This is a genomic window from Roseixanthobacter psychrophilus (genome assembly GCF_043195195.1).
Classification (GTDB): domain Bacteria; phylum Pseudomonadota; class Alphaproteobacteria; order Rhizobiales; family Xanthobacteraceae; genus NCEH01.
Genome location: NZ_JBAFWT010000038.1, coordinates 22,367 through 40,924 on the forward strand (window position 1 = coordinate 22,367; position 18,558 = coordinate 40,924).

Below are 18,558 nucleotides of genomic sequence, written 5' to 3' on the forward strand. Positions count from 1 at the left end.
TCCTCCCGCCGTCACGACGCGTAGTCGACGAAAGCCATCATGCCCGCCGCCATGTGGTAGAGGTGATGGCAGTGAAGGGGCCAATGGCCCTCATTGTCCGCGTCGAAGGCGATCGTCACGGATGTCATCGGCGGCACCAGGACGGTGTCCCGCACCGCGCCGCCAACCGCCTTGCCGCCGATGCCGACCACCTGGAAGTGATGCCCGTGCAGGTGCATCGGATGGGCCATCATGGTGGCGTTGGCGAGCGTGACCTCGATGCGCTCGCCCCGACGGACGCGGAGCCCGTCGGCCCCGTCGATGCTCCAGCGATACCCTTCCATCGTCCCGGCGAGGGTGAGGGCAACGCGCCGGTCGGCCGCCGGGCTCGGAAGCGGCGCAAGCGGTCGCAGACGTCCCTCGAGGGCGAGATCGAGGACGGGTCCGTTGGTCCCGCCCTTGATGGGGACCTTGGCGATCACGGCGCCCGGAGCGGCGAGGATGAGGCCCGTGCGTTCGAGGGCGCCTTCCCGCAAGGCCAGGATCGGGTGGGCGCTTCCCGCCGGAACCTGGAGGCGGATGTCGAGCCGCTGGCCCATGGCGATCGGGAAGGCATTGCCTGTCACCGGCTGCACCTCCTGCCCGTCCACCGCGACGAGGTCGCCCGTCAGCGCCCCGGTCTGGATGGTGAAGGCGGTGGCGGTGGCGCCATTGATGATGCGCAGCCGCACCCGCCCGCCGCGTTCGATACGGACCACCTCGGGGTCGTCCAGGGTTCGGTCATTGGCGAGATAGGCGTCGTACTCGATGTCGTTGAGGTCCATGGCGGCGGCCGCCAGGCCTCCGCCAGGCATCATTCCGGCCATGCCGGAGCCCATCCCCGCATGGGTTATGCCTCCGCCCATGCCGGGCATGGACATCGCGCCATGGGCGGAGGACGTGCTCCGCTGCAGGCGCGTCAGGATCTCCTCGGCTGGCGTGAAGGAGAAGTCGTGGAGAAGGATCACGACCTCCTGCTCGTCCCGGCTTCGGTCGGCCTCTGTGCGGACGATCAGCGGCGCCGCCAGGAGGTTCTGTTCCTGGAGCGTGTGAGCATGCATCCACTGCGTGCCGCCGCGCCCGGTGAGCAGGGCGTAGCGGCGCGCGGCGCCTGCGGCCAGGAGAGAGGCCGGATTGTCCGGCACCCCGTCCTGATCCCAGGGAGGGGTGAGGCCATGCCAGTGGATGAGGGTCGGGCTGCCAATCTCGTTGGAGAGCGACAGGTCCAGGGTCCGTTCCGCATCGACCGTGAGGCCGCTGTTCGCTCCGGCCGTGAGGCCGAAGACGCGGGCGGCCTTTCCGTTGACCTCGATGGTGCGGGTGACGGCACGGAGCGCAAGGGTATCGGCGCCCGGAACGGGTATGGTTTGGGTCTGGCCGGCGCCGAGGGCCGGGAACGCCCGGCTCGCGCCAAGCGCGGCAGCCCCGACCGCGAGACGGCCGAGAAAATCACGACGTTTCATTCTGATATGCTCGTTTCCTGTCGGCGTGCGGCCGACATCAATCCAAGGGACGCCCGAGGGCAGTCCCGACAGCTATGGAAGAGGCAGCTTCAGATCGGGAAACGAGGGGGGTGGAGACCGGGCGGGACGGCGAGGCCGGGGAAAACGCGGTCAGACGGCAGGGGATGATGGCCAAGAGACTTCAAGTGCTGGATCGCCGTATCCGTGCTTCCGATGGCAATGCCCCAGATGCTGGAGGCCAACTCGCAGCATGCACCATGGTCGGTCATCTGCGCCGTACCGTCGTGCTCGTCATGGTGATCGGCGACCGCAGCGCCGTGGCCGTCCGCGATCGTGGCGTGCTGGGCATCCTCGGCGTGATCGTGGCATTGTACCGGCATCGCCTGGGCCAGCGGGGCGAGCAGCATCGCCGCCGCGACCAGCACGGCCGACAGCAACCTTACGTGCCCGATCGCTTGCCTGAAGCGGATCATGTGCCTAGCTCACCCAAAGTGAATACTACATCATTCTGGTGCAGCTCGAAACGCACCACCTTGATCGGGATCAACGGGCTCGTTCGGGAGTGCAGATTACCGCTCTTTCCCGGCCGGACGCGGTGACGCGGAATTCCAGGGACCACGTCCTCCGCGGAGATCGGATTTGGTCCACGCAAGGATGTGATGGAGCGCCTCACTTCCATTTGCCTGCCGCCTGTGAGACCTTCCGGCCATGTCCGGGTCCCTTCTCCGTCGTCTGCTTGCGATCCTGGTGATCGTGGGGCTCACTGCCGGGCCGTTCGCCGCATCCGCGGCGGTCGGTCCGATGGAGCCGTCGCCTGCGGCGATGTCGATGTCGATGACCGACGAGGCCATGGCGGGCGACATGCCGTGCTGCCCGGACGAGAAGCCGGTGCTGCCCGACTGCCAGAAGCTCTGCCCACTGATGATGTCCTGCCTCGCCAAGTGCTTCCAGCCGGGGCCGTCGGCATCGGCCACGGATAGGTTGGCGCTTCGCCTGACGGACATCATCGGACTGCGGGATGAGGCTCTTCCATCGGGCCTGGCCGCCGAACCCCCGCCAAGGCCTCCGCGAACCTGACACCATCGTCGGCTCCCGCCGGGAGCCGGAGAGCGCGCGTGGCTTAAGCCGCGCGGCACGAATGCGCAGCTATGCGGCACCCAGCTGCCGCTCCTGCGCGTCCTCACGATGATTCAGGAAACCGGAAAATGACTTCCTTCCGCATGAAGCGGCCCCTCTTTTCGGGGCTCGCGGCCCTTGCCGTATCCGTCACCACGTCCTCGGCGTGGGCGGACCCCCAGGACTACCAGTTCCAGCTCGTCCAGACCGAGGTGAAGGTCGGCGATGGCGCGATCGTCGCCGTCCGGCTCATCGACAAGAAGTCGGGCAAGGCGGTGCCTGATGCCGTCATCTTCGCCAAGCGCATCGACATGGCGCCCGACGGCATGGAGATGATGGCCTCGCCCATCGAGCAGGTGTCCTCCACCGAGCCGGGCGTCTACCGCTTCAAGACCAAGCTTTCCATGGAAGGCGGCTGGCGGCTGTCGCTCGGCGCAAAAGTCCAGGGCGAGACCGGGACGGTCGAGGACAAGCTGGTCCTGAAGGCCGTGCCGTGACACGGACCGCCCTTGCGGGCCTCACCCTCGTCGCCATCGTGGCGGCGGGGGCCGGAGGCTATTGGGTCGGGCAGCACGGCGTCGTGCTCCCCGGTTCCTCCATCCCCCCGCCCGCTTCGATGAATGCAGCGGGGCAAACGCTCACAGTCGCTTCGGGTCCCATCATCTATTACCGGGACCCCGACGGCCGCCCGGCCTATTCGCTCGATCCCCGCAAGACCGACGACGGGCGGGACTTCCTGCCCGTCCGGGCGAGCGAGGACGTGAGCTTCGAGGACCGTCCACCCGTCCCGGCGCTATCGGCGGCCGACGCCACGCCGAAGAAGATCCTCTACTACCGCAATCCCATGGGCCTGCCGGATACCTCGCTCGTGCCCAAGAAGGATTCCATGGGGATGGACTACATCCCGGTCCATGAGGGCGAGGACGAAGACGGATCGATCGTAAAGATCGCGCTGGGCAAGTTGCAGCGGACGGGCGTGCGGTCGGAGACGGCATCCGAGCGCGCGATCCTGCGCCGGGTGCGCGTGCCCGGAACCGTGCAGCCGGACGAGCGCAGCGTCTCGGTCGTGGCGGTTCCAGCGGATTCCTTCGTCGGCATCGTGGAGAAGGTCACCACGGGCGACAAGGTCCGCAAGGGCCAGCCCCTGCTGGAGCTGCGCTCCGCCGATATCGCCACCGCCGCCGTCCAGCTCCTGATCACCCCTGGCTATGAAGGTTCCCACCGCCGCCTTGCGAACCTCGGCGTCCCGGAGGAGGTGATCGCGGAGATCGAGCGGACGCGAAAGGTGCCGCCGGCGTTCCGCTGGCCCGCGCCGCGCGATGGGGTGGTGCTGGAGCGCAACGCTACCGAAGGAATGAGGATGTCGGCGGGAGAGGTCCTGTTCCGCATCGCCGACCTCTCCACGGTCTGGGTGCTGGCCGACGTGCCCGAATACGACCTCGCCAGCATCGCACCCGGCCAATCCGCAACCGTCCGCATCCGCAGCCTGCCGGGCCGGACGTTCGAGGGGCGCGTGGCCCTCATCTATCCCCAGGTGGCGAAGGAAACGCGGACCACCAAGGTTCGGATCGAGATCCCCAATCCGGACGGCGTGCTGCGCCCGGACATGTATGCCGACGTCGAGATCGCGGCGGGCAGCGGCAGCCTAGTGGTGGCTGTCCCCGACAGCGCGGTGATCGACACCGGCACGCGCCAGGTGGTGATCTTGGACAAAGGCGATGGCCGTTTCGAGCCGCGCGACGTGACGACCGGGCTTCAGGGCGACGGCTACACCGAGATCCGCACCGGGATCGCGTCAGGTGACCGGGTGGTCGTCTCCGCGAATTTCCTGATCGATGCCGAAAGCAACCTGAAGGCCGCGCTCCGCGGCATGGCAAAGGTGGAGGAGACGCCATGATCGCCCGACTCATCGCCTGGTCCGCCCGCAATCTGGTCCTGATCCTCGTCGGCACCGTCTTCGCCGTTGCGGCTGGCATCTACGCGGTTAGGACCCTGCCGCTCGACGCCATCCCCGACCTCTCCGACGTCCAGGTGATCGTCTACACCGACTACCCCGGCCAGGCGCCCCAGGTGGTGGAGGACCAGGTCACCTATCCCCTCACCACGGCCATGCTCACCGTGCCCAAATCGAAGGTGGTGCGCGGCTTCTCCTTCTTCGGCGTGTCCTTCGTCTACGTCATCTTCGAGGACGGCACCGATCCCTATTGGGCGCGCAGCCGCGTGCTCGAATATCTCAACACGGCAGCCCAGCGCCTACCCTCCGGCATCACCCCGAGCCTCGGCCCGGACGCAACGGGCGTGGGCTGGGTCTATCAGTATGCAGTGATTGCCAAGGATATGACCCTGGCAGAGCTCCGCTCGCTCCAGGACTGGGTGATCCGGTTCGCCGCCTCCAAGGCCGAGGGCGTCGCGGAGGTGGCGAGCGTCGGCGGCTTCGTCAAGCAGTACAACATCGTCGTTGACCCGCTGCGGCTGCGCGCGCAGGGCATCTCGCTGGCGGTCGTGCGCGATGCCGTGCGCGCCAGCAACCGGGACGTGGGCGGGCGCACGCTGGAGCTTTCCGAGTTCGAGTTCATGGTGCGCGGCCGCGGCTACATCAAGACGACGGCGGACATCGAGGACATCGTCCTGAAGTCGGAGGGCGGCGTTCCGCTGCGCCTCAGGGATGTGGCGCGGGTGGAGATCGGCCCCGACGAGCGGCGCGGCATCGCCGAGCTCAACGGCGAAGGCGAGGTGGCGAGCGGCATCGTCTTGCAGCGCTTCGGCGCCAACGCCCTCACCGTGATCGACAACGTGAAGCACCGTCTCGCCGAGATCGCCGGCAGCCTGCCGAATGGTGCCGAGATCATACCTGTCTACGACCGCTCGAACCTCATCAACGCGGCGATCGACACCCTGACGCGCACGCTGGTGGAGGAGAGCATCATCGTCGCGCTGGTCTGCATCGTCTTCCTTCTGCACCTGCGCAGCGCGCTCGTCGCCATCCTCATGCTGCCGGTCGGCATCCTCATGGCCTTTGCCGCCATGAAGCTGGTGGGCATCGGGTCGAACATCATGAGCCTCGGCGGCATCGCCATCGCTGTGGGCGCCATGATCGACGCGGCCATCGTCATGATAGAGAACGCCCACAAGCACCTGGAGCGCGCCCCGCCGGGCAAGCCCCGCATCGAAATCCTGGTGGAGGCGGCGAGCGAGGTCGGGCCCGCGCTGTTCTTCAGCCTGCTGGTCATCACCGTCTCCTTCCTGCCCATCTTCACCCTGGAATCGCAGGAGGGGCGTCTGTTCGGCCCGCTCGCCTTCACCAAGACCTTCGCCATGGCGGCGGCGGCCCTGCTGTCGATTACGCTGGTGCCAGCCCTGATGGTGATCTTCGTCCGTGGCCGGATCATCCCCGAGCACCGCAATCCCGTGAACCGCTTCCTGATCTGGATCTATCGCCCCGTCATCCGCGGCGTGCTCCGGGCGAAGACGCTGACGATCCTGCTCGCGCTGGCGGCGCTGGCCGTCACCGTCTGGCCCGCGCGCCAGCTCGGCTCCGAATTCATGCCGAGTCTCGACGAGGGCACGCTGCTCTACATGCCCACCACCCTGCCGGGAATCTCCGTCACCAAGGCGGGGGAACTCCTCCAGATGCAGGACCGCATCATCAAGACGTTCCCGGAGGTGGACACCGTCTACGGCAAGGCGGGGCGCGCCCTGACCGCCACCGACCCGGCGCCGACCGAGATGTTCGAGACCATCATCAACCTGAAGCCGAAGGACCAGTGGCGCCCCGGCGTCACCCTCGACAGCCTGAAGGCGGAGATGGACAAGGCACTCCAGTTCCCGGGTGTCTCGAACGCCTGGACCATGCCGATCCGCGCCCGCATCGATATGCTCTCCACCGGCATCCGCACGCCCGTCGGGGTGAAGGTGTTCGGCACCGACCTCGCCGAGATGGAGAAGATCGCACGCCAGATCGAGGCCGTGCTGAGGACCGTGCCGGGCACCTCCAGTGCCTATGCCGAGCGGGTGATCGGCGGCTATTACCTCGACATCGTCCCGGACCGCTCGGCGCTCGGCCGCTACGGCCTCGCTGTCGGCGACGTGCAGGACGTGATCGCCACCGCTCTGGGCGGAGAGACCGTCACCACGACGGTCGAGGGGCGCGAGCGCTACGGGGTCAACATCCGCTACCCGCGCGACCTGCGCTCGAGCCCGCGTGCCATCGCCACCGAGGTCCAGGTTGCGCTTCCCGGCGGCGGATCCGTTCCGCTCGGCGAGGTGGCGAAGGTGGAGCTCACGCGCGGCGCCACCTCGATCCGCACAGAGAACGGCCTACTCGCCGTCTACATCTACGTGGACATCGCGGGCCGCGACCTCGGTGGCTACGTGGCCGACGCGCAGAAGGCGGTGGCCGCGTCGGTGACACTGCCGCCAGGCACATCCCTCGGCTGGAGCGGACAGTTCGAATATCTGCAACGGGCCGAGGCGCGGATGCAGATCGTCGTCCCCGTCACGCTGCTCATCATCTTCCTGCTGCTCTACCTCAATTTCCGGCGCCTGACCGAGACGCTGATCGTCATGCTCTCGCTGCCCTTCTCCCTCGTGGGCGGCGTCTGGCTGATGTGGTGGCTCGGCTTCAACATGTCGGTCGCGGTGGCGGTGGGCTTCATCGCCCTCGCCGGGGTCGCCGCGGAGACTGGCGTCGTCATGTTAATCTATCTCGACCAGGCCTTGGAAGAGCTTCGGGAGAAGCGGGCCCGAGAGGGAGGCCTCTTTACCCGTGCCGATCTCCATGAGGCCATCATGCTCGGCGCTGTGGAGCGCGTGCGTCCGAAGATGATGACGGTTGTCGCCATCATGGCGGGCCTATTGCCCATCCTGTGGAGCACCGGCACCGGCTCGGAGGTGATGCAGCGCATCGCCGTGCCGATGATCGGCGGCATGGTGTCCTCCACGCTGCTCACCCTGGTGGTGATCCCGGCCATCTACGCCCTCGTGAAGGGCTGGCAGTTGCCCAGGGAGGTGGAGGCCGCTGCGCGGGTGCGCGATCCCGCGCTCGGCGCTGCGGAATGAAGGGCGGAGAACATGATGTCCGACATGATGTCCGACATGATGAATGGAGGGATGATGTGGGGCATGGGCCTGTTCGGCATCGTCGGCCTCATCGTCCTGGGTCTGGTGATTGCCGCCCTCGTGAAATACCTCTTGTTCCGGTGAGGCGGATCATGCGTTCACTATTCACCGTATCGATCGTCTGCATCCTGGTCTCACCCGCTCTCGCGGCAGAAGGTAATGTCGCCCGTGGCCGCCAAGCCTACCGGGCCTGTGCCGCGTGCCACTCGCTCGCGCCCGACCGCAACATGACCGGGCCGAGCCTTGCCGGGCTATGGGGACGCAAGGCTGGAAGCCTGGCAGGCTTCGAACGCTACTCGCCGGCGCTGAAGACTGCCGACGTTGTCTGGAATGAAGCCTCTCTCGATCCGTGGTTGGCCGATCCGGCACATATGATTCCGGGAAATCGGATGACCTTTCCGGGCATCAAGGAGGCCGGCGTGCGCGCCGATCTCATCGCCTTCCTCAAGGATGCAACGGTTCCGGGTCGCACGGCAGCCGAGCCGCCCGCCGCTTCCAGGGGTGGGATGATGGGAGGCGGCCCCGTCCCCAATCTGCGCCGGCTTGAGCCTGCTCAGCGGGTGCAGGCAATCACCTATTGCCGCGACACCTACCGTGTCACCACGGCCGATGGCCAGACGCATGAAATCTGGGAACGCAATCTCCGCTTCAAGACGGATTCGGGTGGCGACGGACCGGAAAGGAATGCGCCGGCCATCCTCGATGCCGGCATGATGGGCGATCGTGCATCGGTGATCTTCGCCGTGCCGGAAGAGATCAGCGCGTGGATCAAGCCAGGCTGCTGAGGTCTTCGTCGAGGCGGCCTAACCTGGAGAACATCATGAAACCAAATCTACTTTGCACACGTCGGGAGCTGATAATTGGTGCCGCGCAAGTGGCCACCATGTTCACCGTGTCGCGAGTCACTTGGGCGGCTGAGATGCTGCCCAGGATGGTCGTGACCCGTGACCCGACCTGCAGTTGCTGTGGCGGTTGGGTGACGCATCTGAGGCGCTCCGGCTTTACGGTCGAGGTGGTGGATCTTGCGGATCTCGCTCCTCTCAAGGTCCGGCTCGGCGTGCCGAACGCCCTGGCTGCTTGCCACACGGGACAGATCGGCGGGTACGTGATCGAGGGCCATGTGCCGGCGGGCGCAATCAAGAAGCTCCTCGCCGAGCACCCAAAGGCGACAGGTCTGGCTGTTCCCGGGATGCCGCTTGGATCGCCCGGCATGGAGGCTCCCGGCAAGGCGCCGGAGACCTACGAGGTGGTTCTGTTCGGGCAAGCAGGGAATCGCACGTTCGCGTACTATCGCGGTGCTCAGGAATTATGACTGGGCGAGGGTCCCTCGCCGCGGGCCACGCCCAGCGGCAAATGAAGGCCCTATAATGACCACTCCCATGGGAGCTGGCCGTCAGGTGACGCCTGATCGGAGACAAGCGTCGCGCATGACGGCGAGCGAGGCCGAGCTGAAGGGGCTGATGACCGCTGGTCTCGACGGAGACTCGGCCGCGCATCGAATGCTTCTCGATCGGCTCAGCGGGTATTTGCGCGGCTATTACAAAACAAGGTTGGCGCGTATCGCTCGGGATGCATCCGAGGCGGAGGATTTGGTACAGGAGGTGCTCCTGGCCGTGCACACACGGAGGCATACTTATCATCCTGACGAGCTATTCACCCCCTGGGTCTATGCAATCGCGCGCTATAAGCTCATCGACCATTTGCGCCGAACACGCGCATCCCTCAAGGAAGTGCCCATCGACGACGTGGGGGAGCTCATGGCGCATGACGATCACGTCGAAGTGGAAAGCGCATATGATCTTCACAGACTTCTGAGGCAGCTCCCGGATCGCATGCGGTGCGCAATCCAGTGCGTGAAGCTGGACGGCTTGAGTGTGACCGAGGCTGCGGCGCAGTGCGGCACTTCGGAATCGGCAGTGAAGGTCAACATACAACGAGGGTTGAGGGCCCTGGCCGCCGTGATCGCGCGGGAGAAGAGAACATGAAGACGGATGATTTGATCTCCATGCTGGGTGCGAATGTCGAGCGGGTAGACCGTCGGCAATTCGTGCGGACGCTCAGCTCAGCCGTCGTGGTCGGAGCTATAGTGGCGCTTGGCGCCATGCTGTTCACTTTTGGCATTCGTGCGGACTTGGACGAAGCGGGTGCCCTGACATCCCTGTTCTTGAAGCTCGCTTTCACCATGGGAATCCTCGTTCCGGCATCCGTCTACCTGATCAGGCTCTCCCGTCCCGGCGGGGAACGAAAGACATCGATCGCCTTGATGGCGTTGCCGTTCATCGCGATCATGCTGCTCGCCGCCATCAGTCTCTCATCGGCGCCGAGTTCGCATTGGAACAAGATGATCACCGGAGACCAATGGCTCGAATGTCTCTTATCCATTCCCACCATCGCCATCGTACCGTTTGCTGTGATCATCTGGGCGGTGCGTAGGACGGCGCCGACGGATCTTGTGCGCACAGGCGCCCTGGTGGGCCTGATCGCCGGCGCCGTGAGCGCGACTGGCTACGCGCTTCATTGCATAGACGACTCGCTGCCGTTCATCGCCCTCTGGTACGGCGGGACCATCGCCTTGTGCAGCTTCGCCGGTGCCAAGCTCGGGCCATGGCTCCTGCGTTGGTGAGCTGCTTCTGGGCACGGTGGTGCGCCAAGACCGCACGGCGGCGCGGGCTGCGTTTCTGCTGACTCGATCAGGGTACGTCCAGGCTCGCGAAGCCATTCTCCGTCGTTGGTTCTGCCATCTCACATTCCTGTGAAACTGTGTCCGATCTGTCGGTCCTTCCGAACTCATGGTCAGAGCACGCAAAGCGCTCTTTGACCGATAAGGAATAGGACCATGATCATGAAACGCCTTCTCGCAACCACGTTGCTGCTGCCGTTGCTGGCGGTCCCCGGCATTGCAAATGCTGCCGCCACTTCGAACAAGCACTCGTCCTCCACCGAAGTTCGGACGATCGAGGAAACGACCCCATTTGCCCAGGCGGCTCCATGCGGAAGTGGCGAGCAATCTGCCGCCTGGACCTACCAAGGCGGACCGAAGATGCCTGGGGGACTTGCACCTGTCAGGCGGAACGACAGTGCTTGGGGGAACTGCACCTACCAAGGCGGACCGAAGTCCCAGCCGTGGACATGCAAGTCACACGTCTGCAAGTGACACATCAGAGAGCCTGCGGCCACCTGTTAAGGACTACCCACTCTCTATTTTGGGAACCCGTAACCCTCCCCGATCGCGCGATGGTCGGGCGCGCTCGCGCTATTAGCCGTCGGTCTTGGAGACAGCCCCACAAACACCTTGCGTCGGCCTGTGGCAGCGAGGCGTTCGAAGTTCGGCGTCTCCAAGGTGCGAGGCCTCAACGATCCCCCGTCGCCAATCATTCGGCGTCGCAACAATGGCAGAATTATCCATGACACCCGCGAGCGGCTCTGTGCCGAATTTGGCCATATGCGCCGCAACCAATGCGATCCGCTCCATTCCCGGCAGTCGCCGGGGGCTGCTCATGCTTGGCTTGACCGCGCTTGGTCTGGGCCTCGTCTTCAAGTGGAACTGGCTGGTGGTCGCCGGGATCGCGCCGCTTCTTCTCACTGTGCTGCCTTGTATTGTCATGTGCGCGCTCGGCATGAGCAAGATGTCGGGTGGATCAGCCGGCTCACGGCCATCCCCGGGTGATAATGCACCGGAGCCCGCGCCAACCACAGCGGACGCGAGCGATCGCTTGCCCGAACGGTCGGCTTTCGCCTCTTCTCGGACGCCGTTGACTTGGCCGCGGTTGGTTCTCTTCGTGCAGCCTGCGACGATGACCGCGACCACCGTTGCAGGTTCACTCGGAATACCAAGTGTTCGGGCAAGGTCATTCGCCGTTCTGAATGGTAGGATGCGGTCGCGCACCTCAACCGATGTTGCCGAGTGCTGGGAACGTCGTCAGCATCCAAATGGCGATCTCCTGCAGGCGACCCGTCATCATCAGAATGCCGACGCCCACCATCACTACCCCAGCGCTGATGTTGAGGACCGTTCCGGCGCGCCGCATGCGTTTCAGGACTGCGGCCGCGCTGCCGAAGAACAGTGCTACAAGCAGGAACGGGATGCCGAGGCCGAGACCGTAGGCGCCAAGGAGCACCGCTCCATTGCCCGCCGAGGTTGCCGTGACGGTGAGGATCGAGGCAAGCACGGGGCCGATGCAGGGCGTCCAGCCAAAGCCGAAGGCTATGCCGAGAAGATAGGCCCCGAAAGTGCCTCTGATCTGCTTCGGCCCGCGCCAGCGCCGATCCGCGATCAGTGCAACGGGCAAACGTAGCAGTCCTGTCATAGCGAGACCGAAGACGACGACCAACGCGCCACCGATCAGGTTCGCCTCCATTTGGTACCGTTGCAGAATTCCGCCAAGGGCCATGGCACTGAGCCCAAGCAAAACAAAGACGGTGGTAAAGCCGAGCACGAAGTGGAGCGCGGGTCCTAGAACATGGAGCTGACGTGTCCTTCCGTCACTCGCAGCGCAGTCTGCTCCTCCCGCGACATAGGACAAATAGCCCGGCACCAGCGGCAGTACGCAGGGCGACAGGAAGGAAATGGCACCGGCTAACACAGCCGTGGCTATCCCAAGCAAAGACACGTCTATGACGGCCACGTCAGTTCCCCTCACGGCTCGGTCGCTTCTGGACCGGAATCGTCGCCCTCGCCGACCAAAAGGGGCCTGCGATCAGTAGGACGACGCCAATCGTTATCATCGTGTCCGCCATGTTGAAGGCCGGCCAGTGCCAGCCGCCGACATGGAAATCGAGGAAATCGGTGACGGCACCTTGACGTATCCGGTCCAACACATTGCCCGCTGCACCGCCGGCAATCAGGCCGAGACCAATCGTCTCGGAAGGCCTTGCAGCATTCATGGCCCACACGAGAAGTCCGGCGACGATCACCATCTTGATTCCGGCAAGCAACAATGGGCGATCAAGGAAAAGCTCGCGGAACATCCCGAAGCTGACCCCCGTGTTAAAACCGAGCGTCAAATTGAAAAATGGCGCGATCTCGATCGTGCGTGGCGGCTCCAATATAAAGTCGACGATCAGCCACTTCGTGACGAAATCGACCGCGAGGGCAGCAGTTAAAGCACCACCGGCCAATGCACTTCGACGAATCAACCTCGGATACGCCACGATTATTCAGTCCTCATTGTTGAGCCGTTCTCTGCGGCCAGTGCATTTGTGCTCAATCGAGAGCGTACCGGACCGGCCCGAGCTAGCTACCCGTCGCCTTCTGGAGGAATAGGCCTAGGTCGAATCGAGTCGAATGTTGCCAAGCTTTGCCCACATGGCAGCGGATAGCGTGTGTGGTTCATCCGGCGATCAGGCGCCGGAGCTTCGCAAGCTGGACGTCTTCGCTCTCATGGGGGTCGAGGGAGCTCACGAATCGACCGTCACGATCCATCAAGTAGACGATCGCATTGTGATCCATTGTGTAGCCGCCGCTCTCCAACGGAACCTTGCGAACGAAAGCCTTGTACGCCTTCGCGATCGCCTCGGTTTCGGCCACGCTTCCGCGCAACGCGACGAAACGTGGATCGAAGGCCTCCATGTATTGGGAGAGCAGGTCCTGAGTGTCGCGATCCGGATCCACGGTGATGAACACCGTGCTGAGCTTGTCGGCGTCGCGGCCCAGCTTCTCGAAATGCATCGTAAGTTCGGAGAGCGTCGTTGGGCAGATATCCGGACAATTGGTGAACCCAAAGAACACCAGGAACGGCCGTCCATGAAGGTCGGCATCGGTCAGTACCGTTCCCTTGTGCGTCGTGAGCCGGAACGGGCCGCCAATGTCGGGAATATCGGAACCGGTCTGCACGGGCGGTGATTTTTGAATCGGAAGGACGCCGCTCGCCACCCCGGCAACCGCGATGCAGGCCACGGCGACGAGCCCCCACAAGGCGATACGGATCATGCGCATACGATTCATGGCTGCTTACCGCCATGGCCGTAGTGGGTTCCCGGGGCGGTCTCGGCACCAAGATCTTGGACGGTGAACAAGACCATGATCGATGCAGCTTTCTCGAAGTTCGAAAGCGCGGGGAATGTCTCACCTGCAACACGCCGTTTGGCACGTTGAACCGCGGAGGGGAGCGCCAGGGCGTTTGATCGCGTCAAATTCCTATCTTTCCTTCCCCGGATTGCCAGCCTGCCCGAAACGCAGCAGCCGCAGCGCGTTGCCGGTGACCAGCACTGTTGCGCCGGTATCCGCGAGGATCGCCATCCAGAGTGGCGTCGTCCCAAGGAGCGTCGTCACCAGGAAGACGCTCTTGAGACCAAGGGCGAGCGCGATGTTCTGCCAGATGTTGCCCAGGGTTGCCCGGGACAGGGCGACCAGTTCCGCAACGCCGGTGACACGGTTCCTCAGCAGCGCCGCGTCAGCCGTCTCGAGCGCGACGTCCGTGCCGCCTCCCATGGCAATGCCAACCGAAGAGGCGGCGAGCGCGGGCGCATCGTTGATCCCGTCCCCGACCATGGCGATCGGGCCCTCGCTCTTGAAAGCCGCGATCGCATCGAGCTTAGCATCCGGCAGCAACTCGGCCCTGGCCTCAAGACCGAGCGCGCCGCCGATCGCGGCTGCGGCGCGTGCGTTGTCACCCGTCAGCATGATCGAACGGATGCCAAGCGTCCGTAGCCTAGCAAGACCCTCCGCCGCATCCGCACGCGGCTCGTCGCGCAAGGCGATCAGACCGATCAGCCGCGCGCCCTCGCTGACCACCACGACGGTCTTGCCCTCTCCCTCAAGCGTCTCGATCCGCGCCAGCACCTCCTCCGGCACACCGCCCTGTTCCGCGGCGTGCCGGGGTGAGCCGACCGAGACGAAGCCGGATTTGAGGCGTCCGGTCACTGCCTTGCCCGGCGTTGCAATGCCGGCGCCGAAGGCCCTCGGGATATCGAGGCCACGCGTCTCGGCCTCGGCGACGATCGCCAGGCCGAGCGGGTGGCTGGTGCTGCGTTCGACGGCCGCGGCCTTCGCCAACACGTCGGCCTCCATCCCCGCGATCGCGATCAGGTCCGTGACCTGCGGCCGCCCCACGGTCAGTGTGCCGGTTTTGTCGAAAGCGACCGTCTTCACTTTGCCAAGCGTCTCCAGCGCGGCGCCACCCTTGATCAGAAGGCCACGCCTCGCCCCGCTCGCGAGGCCCGAGGCGATGGCGGCGGGGGTCGAGATGACGAGGGCACAAGGAAAGGCGATCAGCAGCACCGCCAGCCCGCGATAGATCCAAGTGAACCATTCGGCGCCGAGGAACAGCGGGGGCACCAACACCACGAGCGCGGATACCACCATGGCGCCAGGCGTGTACCAGCGGCTGAAGCTGTCGATGAAACGAGCGGTCGGCGCCTTCGAACCCTGCGCCTCCTCGACCATGTGAATGATGCGGGCGATCGTGTTGTCGGAAGCCGTCCGGGTGATCTCGACGCGAAGTTCGCCATTGGCATTGATGCTGCCCGCATAGACGGTCGATCCGACCTCCTTCGCGACCGGGATGGATTCTCCGGTCACCGGTGCCTCGTTGACCTCCGACATCCCCTCGACGACGATGCCGTCCGAGGGCACGCGGTCGCCGGAGCGCACCACCACGATGTCACCGAGCCCCAACGCCTCGACCGGCACCGTCTCGACCTCGAAGCCGCGCGCCCGGCGTGCCGTGCGCGGCACGAGGTCGATCAGCGCTTTGATGCCCGCGCGCGCCCGCCCGGCGGCGACACCCTCCAGAAGTTCGCCCACGGCGAAGAGGAAAACCACCACGGCGGCCTCGCCCGCCTCACCAATGGCAACGGCGCCAATCGCGGCGATCGACATCAAGGTCTCGATGCTGAACGGCGTGCCCGACATGGCGCCGGTTATCGCTCGCCTGCCGATCGGCACGAGCCCGATCAGGGTCGCGGCAATGTAGGCCCAGTCCGACCATGCCGGTTCGAAATGCGAGACGACATAGGCGAGCGCGAGAATGGCACCGGTACCGATGACCAAGTGGCCTTTGCGCGACGACCACCACGCGCTCTGCCCTCCTGCATCATCGCGGTCGTTCGCGGAACCCGCAGGTCCATCCACCGGCGTGTAGCCGAGCGCTCGGATCTTGGCCTCGATCGTAGCGCGAGAGGTCCGGTCTGCGTCGAGGGTGAGGGAAAGCGCCCCCTGGCTGTAATTGACAGCGACGTCCGCGACACCCGGCAGCCGCTGCATGGCTGTTTCGATCTTCGCGGCGCAGGCACCGCAGTCCATGCCTTCGATCTTCAGCTTCAGGGTACTGGCGGCAACCATCTCGTCACCTCGACAAGTCCAACGTGACCTCCCATATGCACCCTGTACCAACTACAGGGTCAATGCACGATGGACGCGTATCTGGCGATCGGCGAGCTGGGACGGCTGACGAACACCAAGGTCGAGACAATCAGGTACTACGAACGCATCGGGCTCCTGAGCGCGCCGGCGCGAACGTCGGGCAACTACCGCGCCTATGGGGCGGAACACCTGAATCGGCTGAGCTTCATCCGAAGGTCGCGCGACCTCGGCTTCTCGCTCGATCAGGTCCGCGCGCTGCTCGACCTTGCAGACGAACGTGAGCGGCCTTGCGAAGCCGTCGACGCGATCGCCAGGAAGCACTTGGCGGAAGTTGACAGGAAGATCGCCGACCTGCGTGCCCTGCGTCGTGAGCTCGACGGCATGATCAAGCAATGCCATTGCGGCACGGTCGCCGAATGCCGCATCGTCGAGGCATTGTCTCCCTGAACTTTCCCTTCCCCGCATCGGCCGTGAATGCCGGATTCTCGGCGCCAGGTCTCAGTGGGCGTGATCGTGCGTCGCCTAGCGTTCCTGGGTGACGAGGCCTGTGTCAATCAACCTGCGAAGGTGATGGGAAAGCGTGGATGCCGGGATCCCGTGCTTCTCCTGAAGAGTGGCGACACTCAGGCCCGCCCCGCCTGCTCGGACGAGGGTGCGATAAAGGTCGAGGCGGGTGGCAGCGAAACCGCGGAAGCGGAAATCCTGGAAGAAAGGATTGCCCTGAACGTCCGATGTCGTCACCCCCGGGATATACTGAAATAGCCCGTCCGTGACGGAGAAGGTGAAGAGGCGCTGGACATCCTGTGCGCTGACCGCGTTCACCGGGTCAGGCACCTTGTCCGCAGCTATGCCGGTACCGTGGAGTGGAGACGTGTCGACCACCTGAACCGCAGGCAACTCAATGACTCCTCCTGCCGCGGGCGGTGCAGTCGCGGACTGCGCCCGTGCCTCCTCTGGAAGCAGCGTCACGATGGGCAGTCCACCACCCGCAAAACCCAGCGCCACGCCAATTGTGCGCCAAGACGTCAGCCCTCTCATCTCACGCCCTTTCGTCTCCTCCGGCCCGGCAGGTTGCTCCTGCGGATCGAGACATCAGGGCGCAGCGTTTCGCTTCCGGTATTTTCTCGCCCACCTTCGAGCGCAGAGTTTGGCAAGCACGCAACCGACACCATGAGATCAACCAGCCCCGGTGGCCATGTCGTAAAGGAGCTTGAAATTGAGGGCGAGGATGAGCGACGCCACGATCCAGGCGAGGATGGCGACCTTCCTGGAGATGACGAAGTCACGCATCTTTCGCCGATCGGAGACGAACTGAACCAGCGGAAGCACCGCGAAGGGAAGCTGCATGGACAGCACCACCTGGCTGAAGACCAGGAGTTGGGCCGTTCCCCTTTCACCATAGATCGCCGTGACGATGATCACGGGAATGATGGCGATGCCGCGCGTGAGGAGGCGGCGGGCCCAATGGGGTATCCGCAGGCGCAGGAACCCCTCCATGACGATTTGCCCGGCGAGCGTCGCCGTGACCGTCGAGTTCAGACCGGAGGCCAGCAGCGCCACGGCGAACAGGACCGACGCGATTCCGAGGCCGAGAAGCGGCGACAGAAGCTCGAATGCCTGTCCGATCTCCGCGACGTCTTGGTGCCCGGTGCCGTGGAACGCCACCGCCGAGACGATCAGGATCGCACCGTTGACGAACAGCGCCAGCATCAAGGCGATGGTGGAGTCCACCGTCGCCCACTTGATGGCGTCCCGTCGGCCGTGCTCGGTGCGCTGATAGGCCCGTGTCTGCACAATCGAGGAATGAAGGTAGAGATTGTGCGGCATGACCGTCGCCCCGATGATGCCGATGGCGACATACAGCATCTCGGGATTTGTCACGATTTCCGGCGAGGGTATGAAAAGTCCTTCCAGGATGGCATGGACCGGCGGGGCCGCGGCCGCAATCTGGATGGCGAAGCATCCGAAGATGATGACCAGCAGGGCGATGACGAACGCCTCCAGGAAGCGGAAGCCCTTGTTCATCAGGAACAGCAGCAGGAACGCATCCAGCGCCGCGATGAGCGCGCCGCCGATCAGCGGGATGCCGAATAGGAGCTGAAGGGCGATGGCCGTGCCGATCACCTCGGCGAGGTCGCATGCGATGATCGCCAGTTCGCAGGCGAACCACAGCACGTAGTTCACCGGCCGCGGGTAGTAGGCGCGGCATGCCTGGGCCAGGTCGCGATCCGTGACGATTCCGAGCCGGGCCGCGAGCGCCTGGAGCAGGATCGCCATCAGGTTCGAGAGCATGATGACGAACAGCAGCGTGTAGCCGAACTGGGCGCCGCCGGCGAGATCGGTCGCCCAGTTGCCGGGATCCATATACCCGACCGAGACCATGTAGCCCGGCCCCAGGAAGGCGAGGAGGCGTCGTCCCCATGATGCGGCGTGCGGAACCGCAATCGACGCATGGACCTCCGGCAGGCTGGGGCGGTCCTCGTCGGAAATGCGCGAGAATTCCATGGCGGGTCGCGAGGCGGTGGCGGCCTGAGAGTCGGA

At 64.8% G+C, this 18,558-nt stretch carries 17 protein-coding genes and 1 pseudogene; 10 read left to right on the top strand and 8 right to left on the bottom strand.

All coding sequences use genetic code 11. The annotated features are described in order from the left end of the window. Nucleotides 1-11: 11 nt before the first annotated feature. Complete coding sequence (locus tag V5F77_RS23235; RefSeq protein ID WP_132034842.1) at nucleotides 12-1,481, bottom strand: multicopper oxidase family protein; 1,470 nt, start codon at nucleotides 1,479-1,481, stop codon at nucleotides 12-14. Nucleotides 1,482-1,570: 89 nt separating this feature from the next. Then, nucleotides 1,571-1,954: a hypothetical protein gene (locus V5F77_RS23240; RefSeq protein ID WP_132034844.1), complete on the bottom strand. Its 384-nt coding sequence runs from the start codon at nucleotides 1,952-1,954 to the stop codon at nucleotides 1,571-1,573. Nucleotides 1,955-2,189: 235 nt separating this feature from the next. Between V5F77_RS23240 and V5F77_RS23245 the strand changes: the two genes are divergently transcribed. The 9 genes from V5F77_RS23245 (at nucleotide 2,190) to V5F77_RS23285 (ending at nucleotide 10,338) form a co-directional block, all read left to right on the top strand. Then, the gene (locus V5F77_RS23245; protein ID WP_132034846.1) at nucleotides 2,190-2,558 is read left to right on the top strand and encodes a hypothetical protein; all 369 of its coding nucleotides are present in this window, start codon (nucleotides 2,190-2,192) and stop codon (nucleotides 2,556-2,558) included. A gap of 128 nt (nucleotides 2,559-2,686) precedes the next feature. Beyond that, the gene (locus tag V5F77_RS23250; RefSeq protein ID WP_132034848.1) at nucleotides 2,687-3,094 is read left to right on the top strand and encodes a FixH family protein; all 408 of its coding nucleotides are present in this window, start codon (nucleotides 2,687-2,689) and stop codon (nucleotides 3,092-3,094) included. Then, nucleotides 3,091-4,494, top strand: a complete 1,404-nt coding sequence (locus V5F77_RS23255; RefSeq protein WP_132034850.1) for an efflux RND transporter periplasmic adaptor subunit — start codon at nucleotides 3,091-3,093, stop codon at nucleotides 4,492-4,494. Before V5F77_RS23250 ends, V5F77_RS23255 begins: the two co-directional genes overlap by 4 nt. Beyond that, complete coding sequence (locus tag V5F77_RS23260) at nucleotides 4,491-7,655, top strand: efflux RND transporter permease subunit (protein WP_132034852.1); 3,165 nt, start codon at nucleotides 4,491-4,493, stop codon at nucleotides 7,653-7,655. The genes V5F77_RS23255 and V5F77_RS23260 overlap by 4 nt, the downstream gene beginning before the upstream one ends. Nucleotides 7,656-7,667: 12 nt before the next feature. Beyond that, nucleotides 7,668-7,799 carry a hypothetical protein gene (locus V5F77_RS23265; protein ID WP_429007711.1) on the top strand — a complete coding sequence of 44 codons (132 nt, stop codon included), beginning with the start codon at nucleotides 7,668-7,670 and terminating at the stop codon, nucleotides 7,797-7,799. Between the two features lie 8 nt (nucleotides 7,800-7,807). Next, complete coding sequence (locus tag V5F77_RS23270; RefSeq protein WP_132034854.1) at nucleotides 7,808-8,500, top strand: c-type cytochrome; 693 nt, start codon at nucleotides 7,808-7,810, stop codon at nucleotides 8,498-8,500. 35 nt (nucleotides 8,501-8,535) lie between these two features. Further along, entirely contained in the window at nucleotides 8,536-9,027 is a 492-nt protein-coding gene (locus V5F77_RS23275; RefSeq protein WP_132034856.1) for a DUF411 domain-containing protein, read from the top strand. A 115-nt stretch (nucleotides 9,028-9,142) separates the two neighbouring features. Further along, nucleotides 9,143-9,700, top strand: coding sequence for a sigma-70 family RNA polymerase sigma factor (locus V5F77_RS23280; protein ID WP_132034858.1), 558 nt, complete (start codon nucleotides 9,143-9,145; stop codon nucleotides 9,698-9,700). Next, nucleotides 9,697-10,338, top strand: coding sequence for an NrsF family protein (locus V5F77_RS23285; protein WP_132034860.1), 642 nt, complete (start codon nucleotides 9,697-9,699; stop codon nucleotides 10,336-10,338). The genes V5F77_RS23280 and V5F77_RS23285 overlap by 4 nt, the downstream gene beginning before the upstream one ends. 1,264 nt (nucleotides 10,339-11,602) lie before the next feature. Here the strand turns inward: V5F77_RS23285 and V5F77_RS23290 are convergent. From V5F77_RS23290 to V5F77_RS23305, 4 genes are all read right to left on the bottom strand, one after another. Beyond that, nucleotides 11,603-12,340, bottom strand: a complete 738-nt coding sequence (locus V5F77_RS23290; protein WP_132034672.1) for a cytochrome c biogenesis CcdA family protein — start codon at nucleotides 12,338-12,340, stop codon at nucleotides 11,603-11,605. A 1-nt stretch (nucleotide 12,341) separates the two neighbouring features. After that, nucleotides 12,342-12,866, bottom strand: a complete 525-nt coding sequence (lspA, locus tag V5F77_RS23295; protein WP_132034674.1) for a signal peptidase II — start codon at nucleotides 12,864-12,866, stop codon at nucleotides 12,342-12,344. 178 nt (nucleotides 12,867-13,044) lie between these two features. Further along, the gene (locus V5F77_RS23300) at nucleotides 13,045-13,644 is read right to left on the bottom strand and encodes an SCO family protein (protein WP_245504803.1); all 600 of its coding nucleotides are present in this window, start codon (nucleotides 13,642-13,644) and stop codon (nucleotides 13,045-13,047) included. A 207-nt stretch (nucleotides 13,645-13,851) separates the two neighbouring features. Then, nucleotides 13,852-15,996, bottom strand: a complete 2,145-nt coding sequence (locus tag V5F77_RS23305; RefSeq protein ID WP_429007709.1) for a heavy metal translocating P-type ATPase — start codon at nucleotides 15,994-15,996, stop codon at nucleotides 13,852-13,854. 69 nt (nucleotides 15,997-16,065) lie between these two features. Between V5F77_RS23305 and V5F77_RS23310 the strand changes: the two genes are divergently transcribed. After that, nucleotides 16,066-16,464 (top strand): MerR family transcriptional regulator, encoded by a 399-nt coding sequence (locus V5F77_RS23310; protein ID WP_132034681.1) that lies wholly within the window; start codon nucleotides 16,066-16,068, stop codon nucleotides 16,462-16,464. A gap of 78 nt (nucleotides 16,465-16,542) precedes the next feature. On the opposite strand, the pseudogene V5F77_RS23315 reads toward V5F77_RS23310, so the two are convergent. Together V5F77_RS23315 and V5F77_RS23320 are read right to left on the bottom strand one after the other, a co-directional pair. Beyond that, nucleotides 16,543-17,055 (bottom strand): annotated as a pseudogene (locus V5F77_RS23315) (helix-turn-helix domain-containing protein); the annotation flags it as partial. Nucleotides 17,056-17,193: 138 nt separating this feature from the next. Continuing rightward, on the bottom strand, nucleotides 17,194-18,558 hold a 1,365-nt coding region (locus V5F77_RS23320; RefSeq protein ID WP_429007710.1), incomplete at its 5' end, for an Nramp family divalent metal transporter.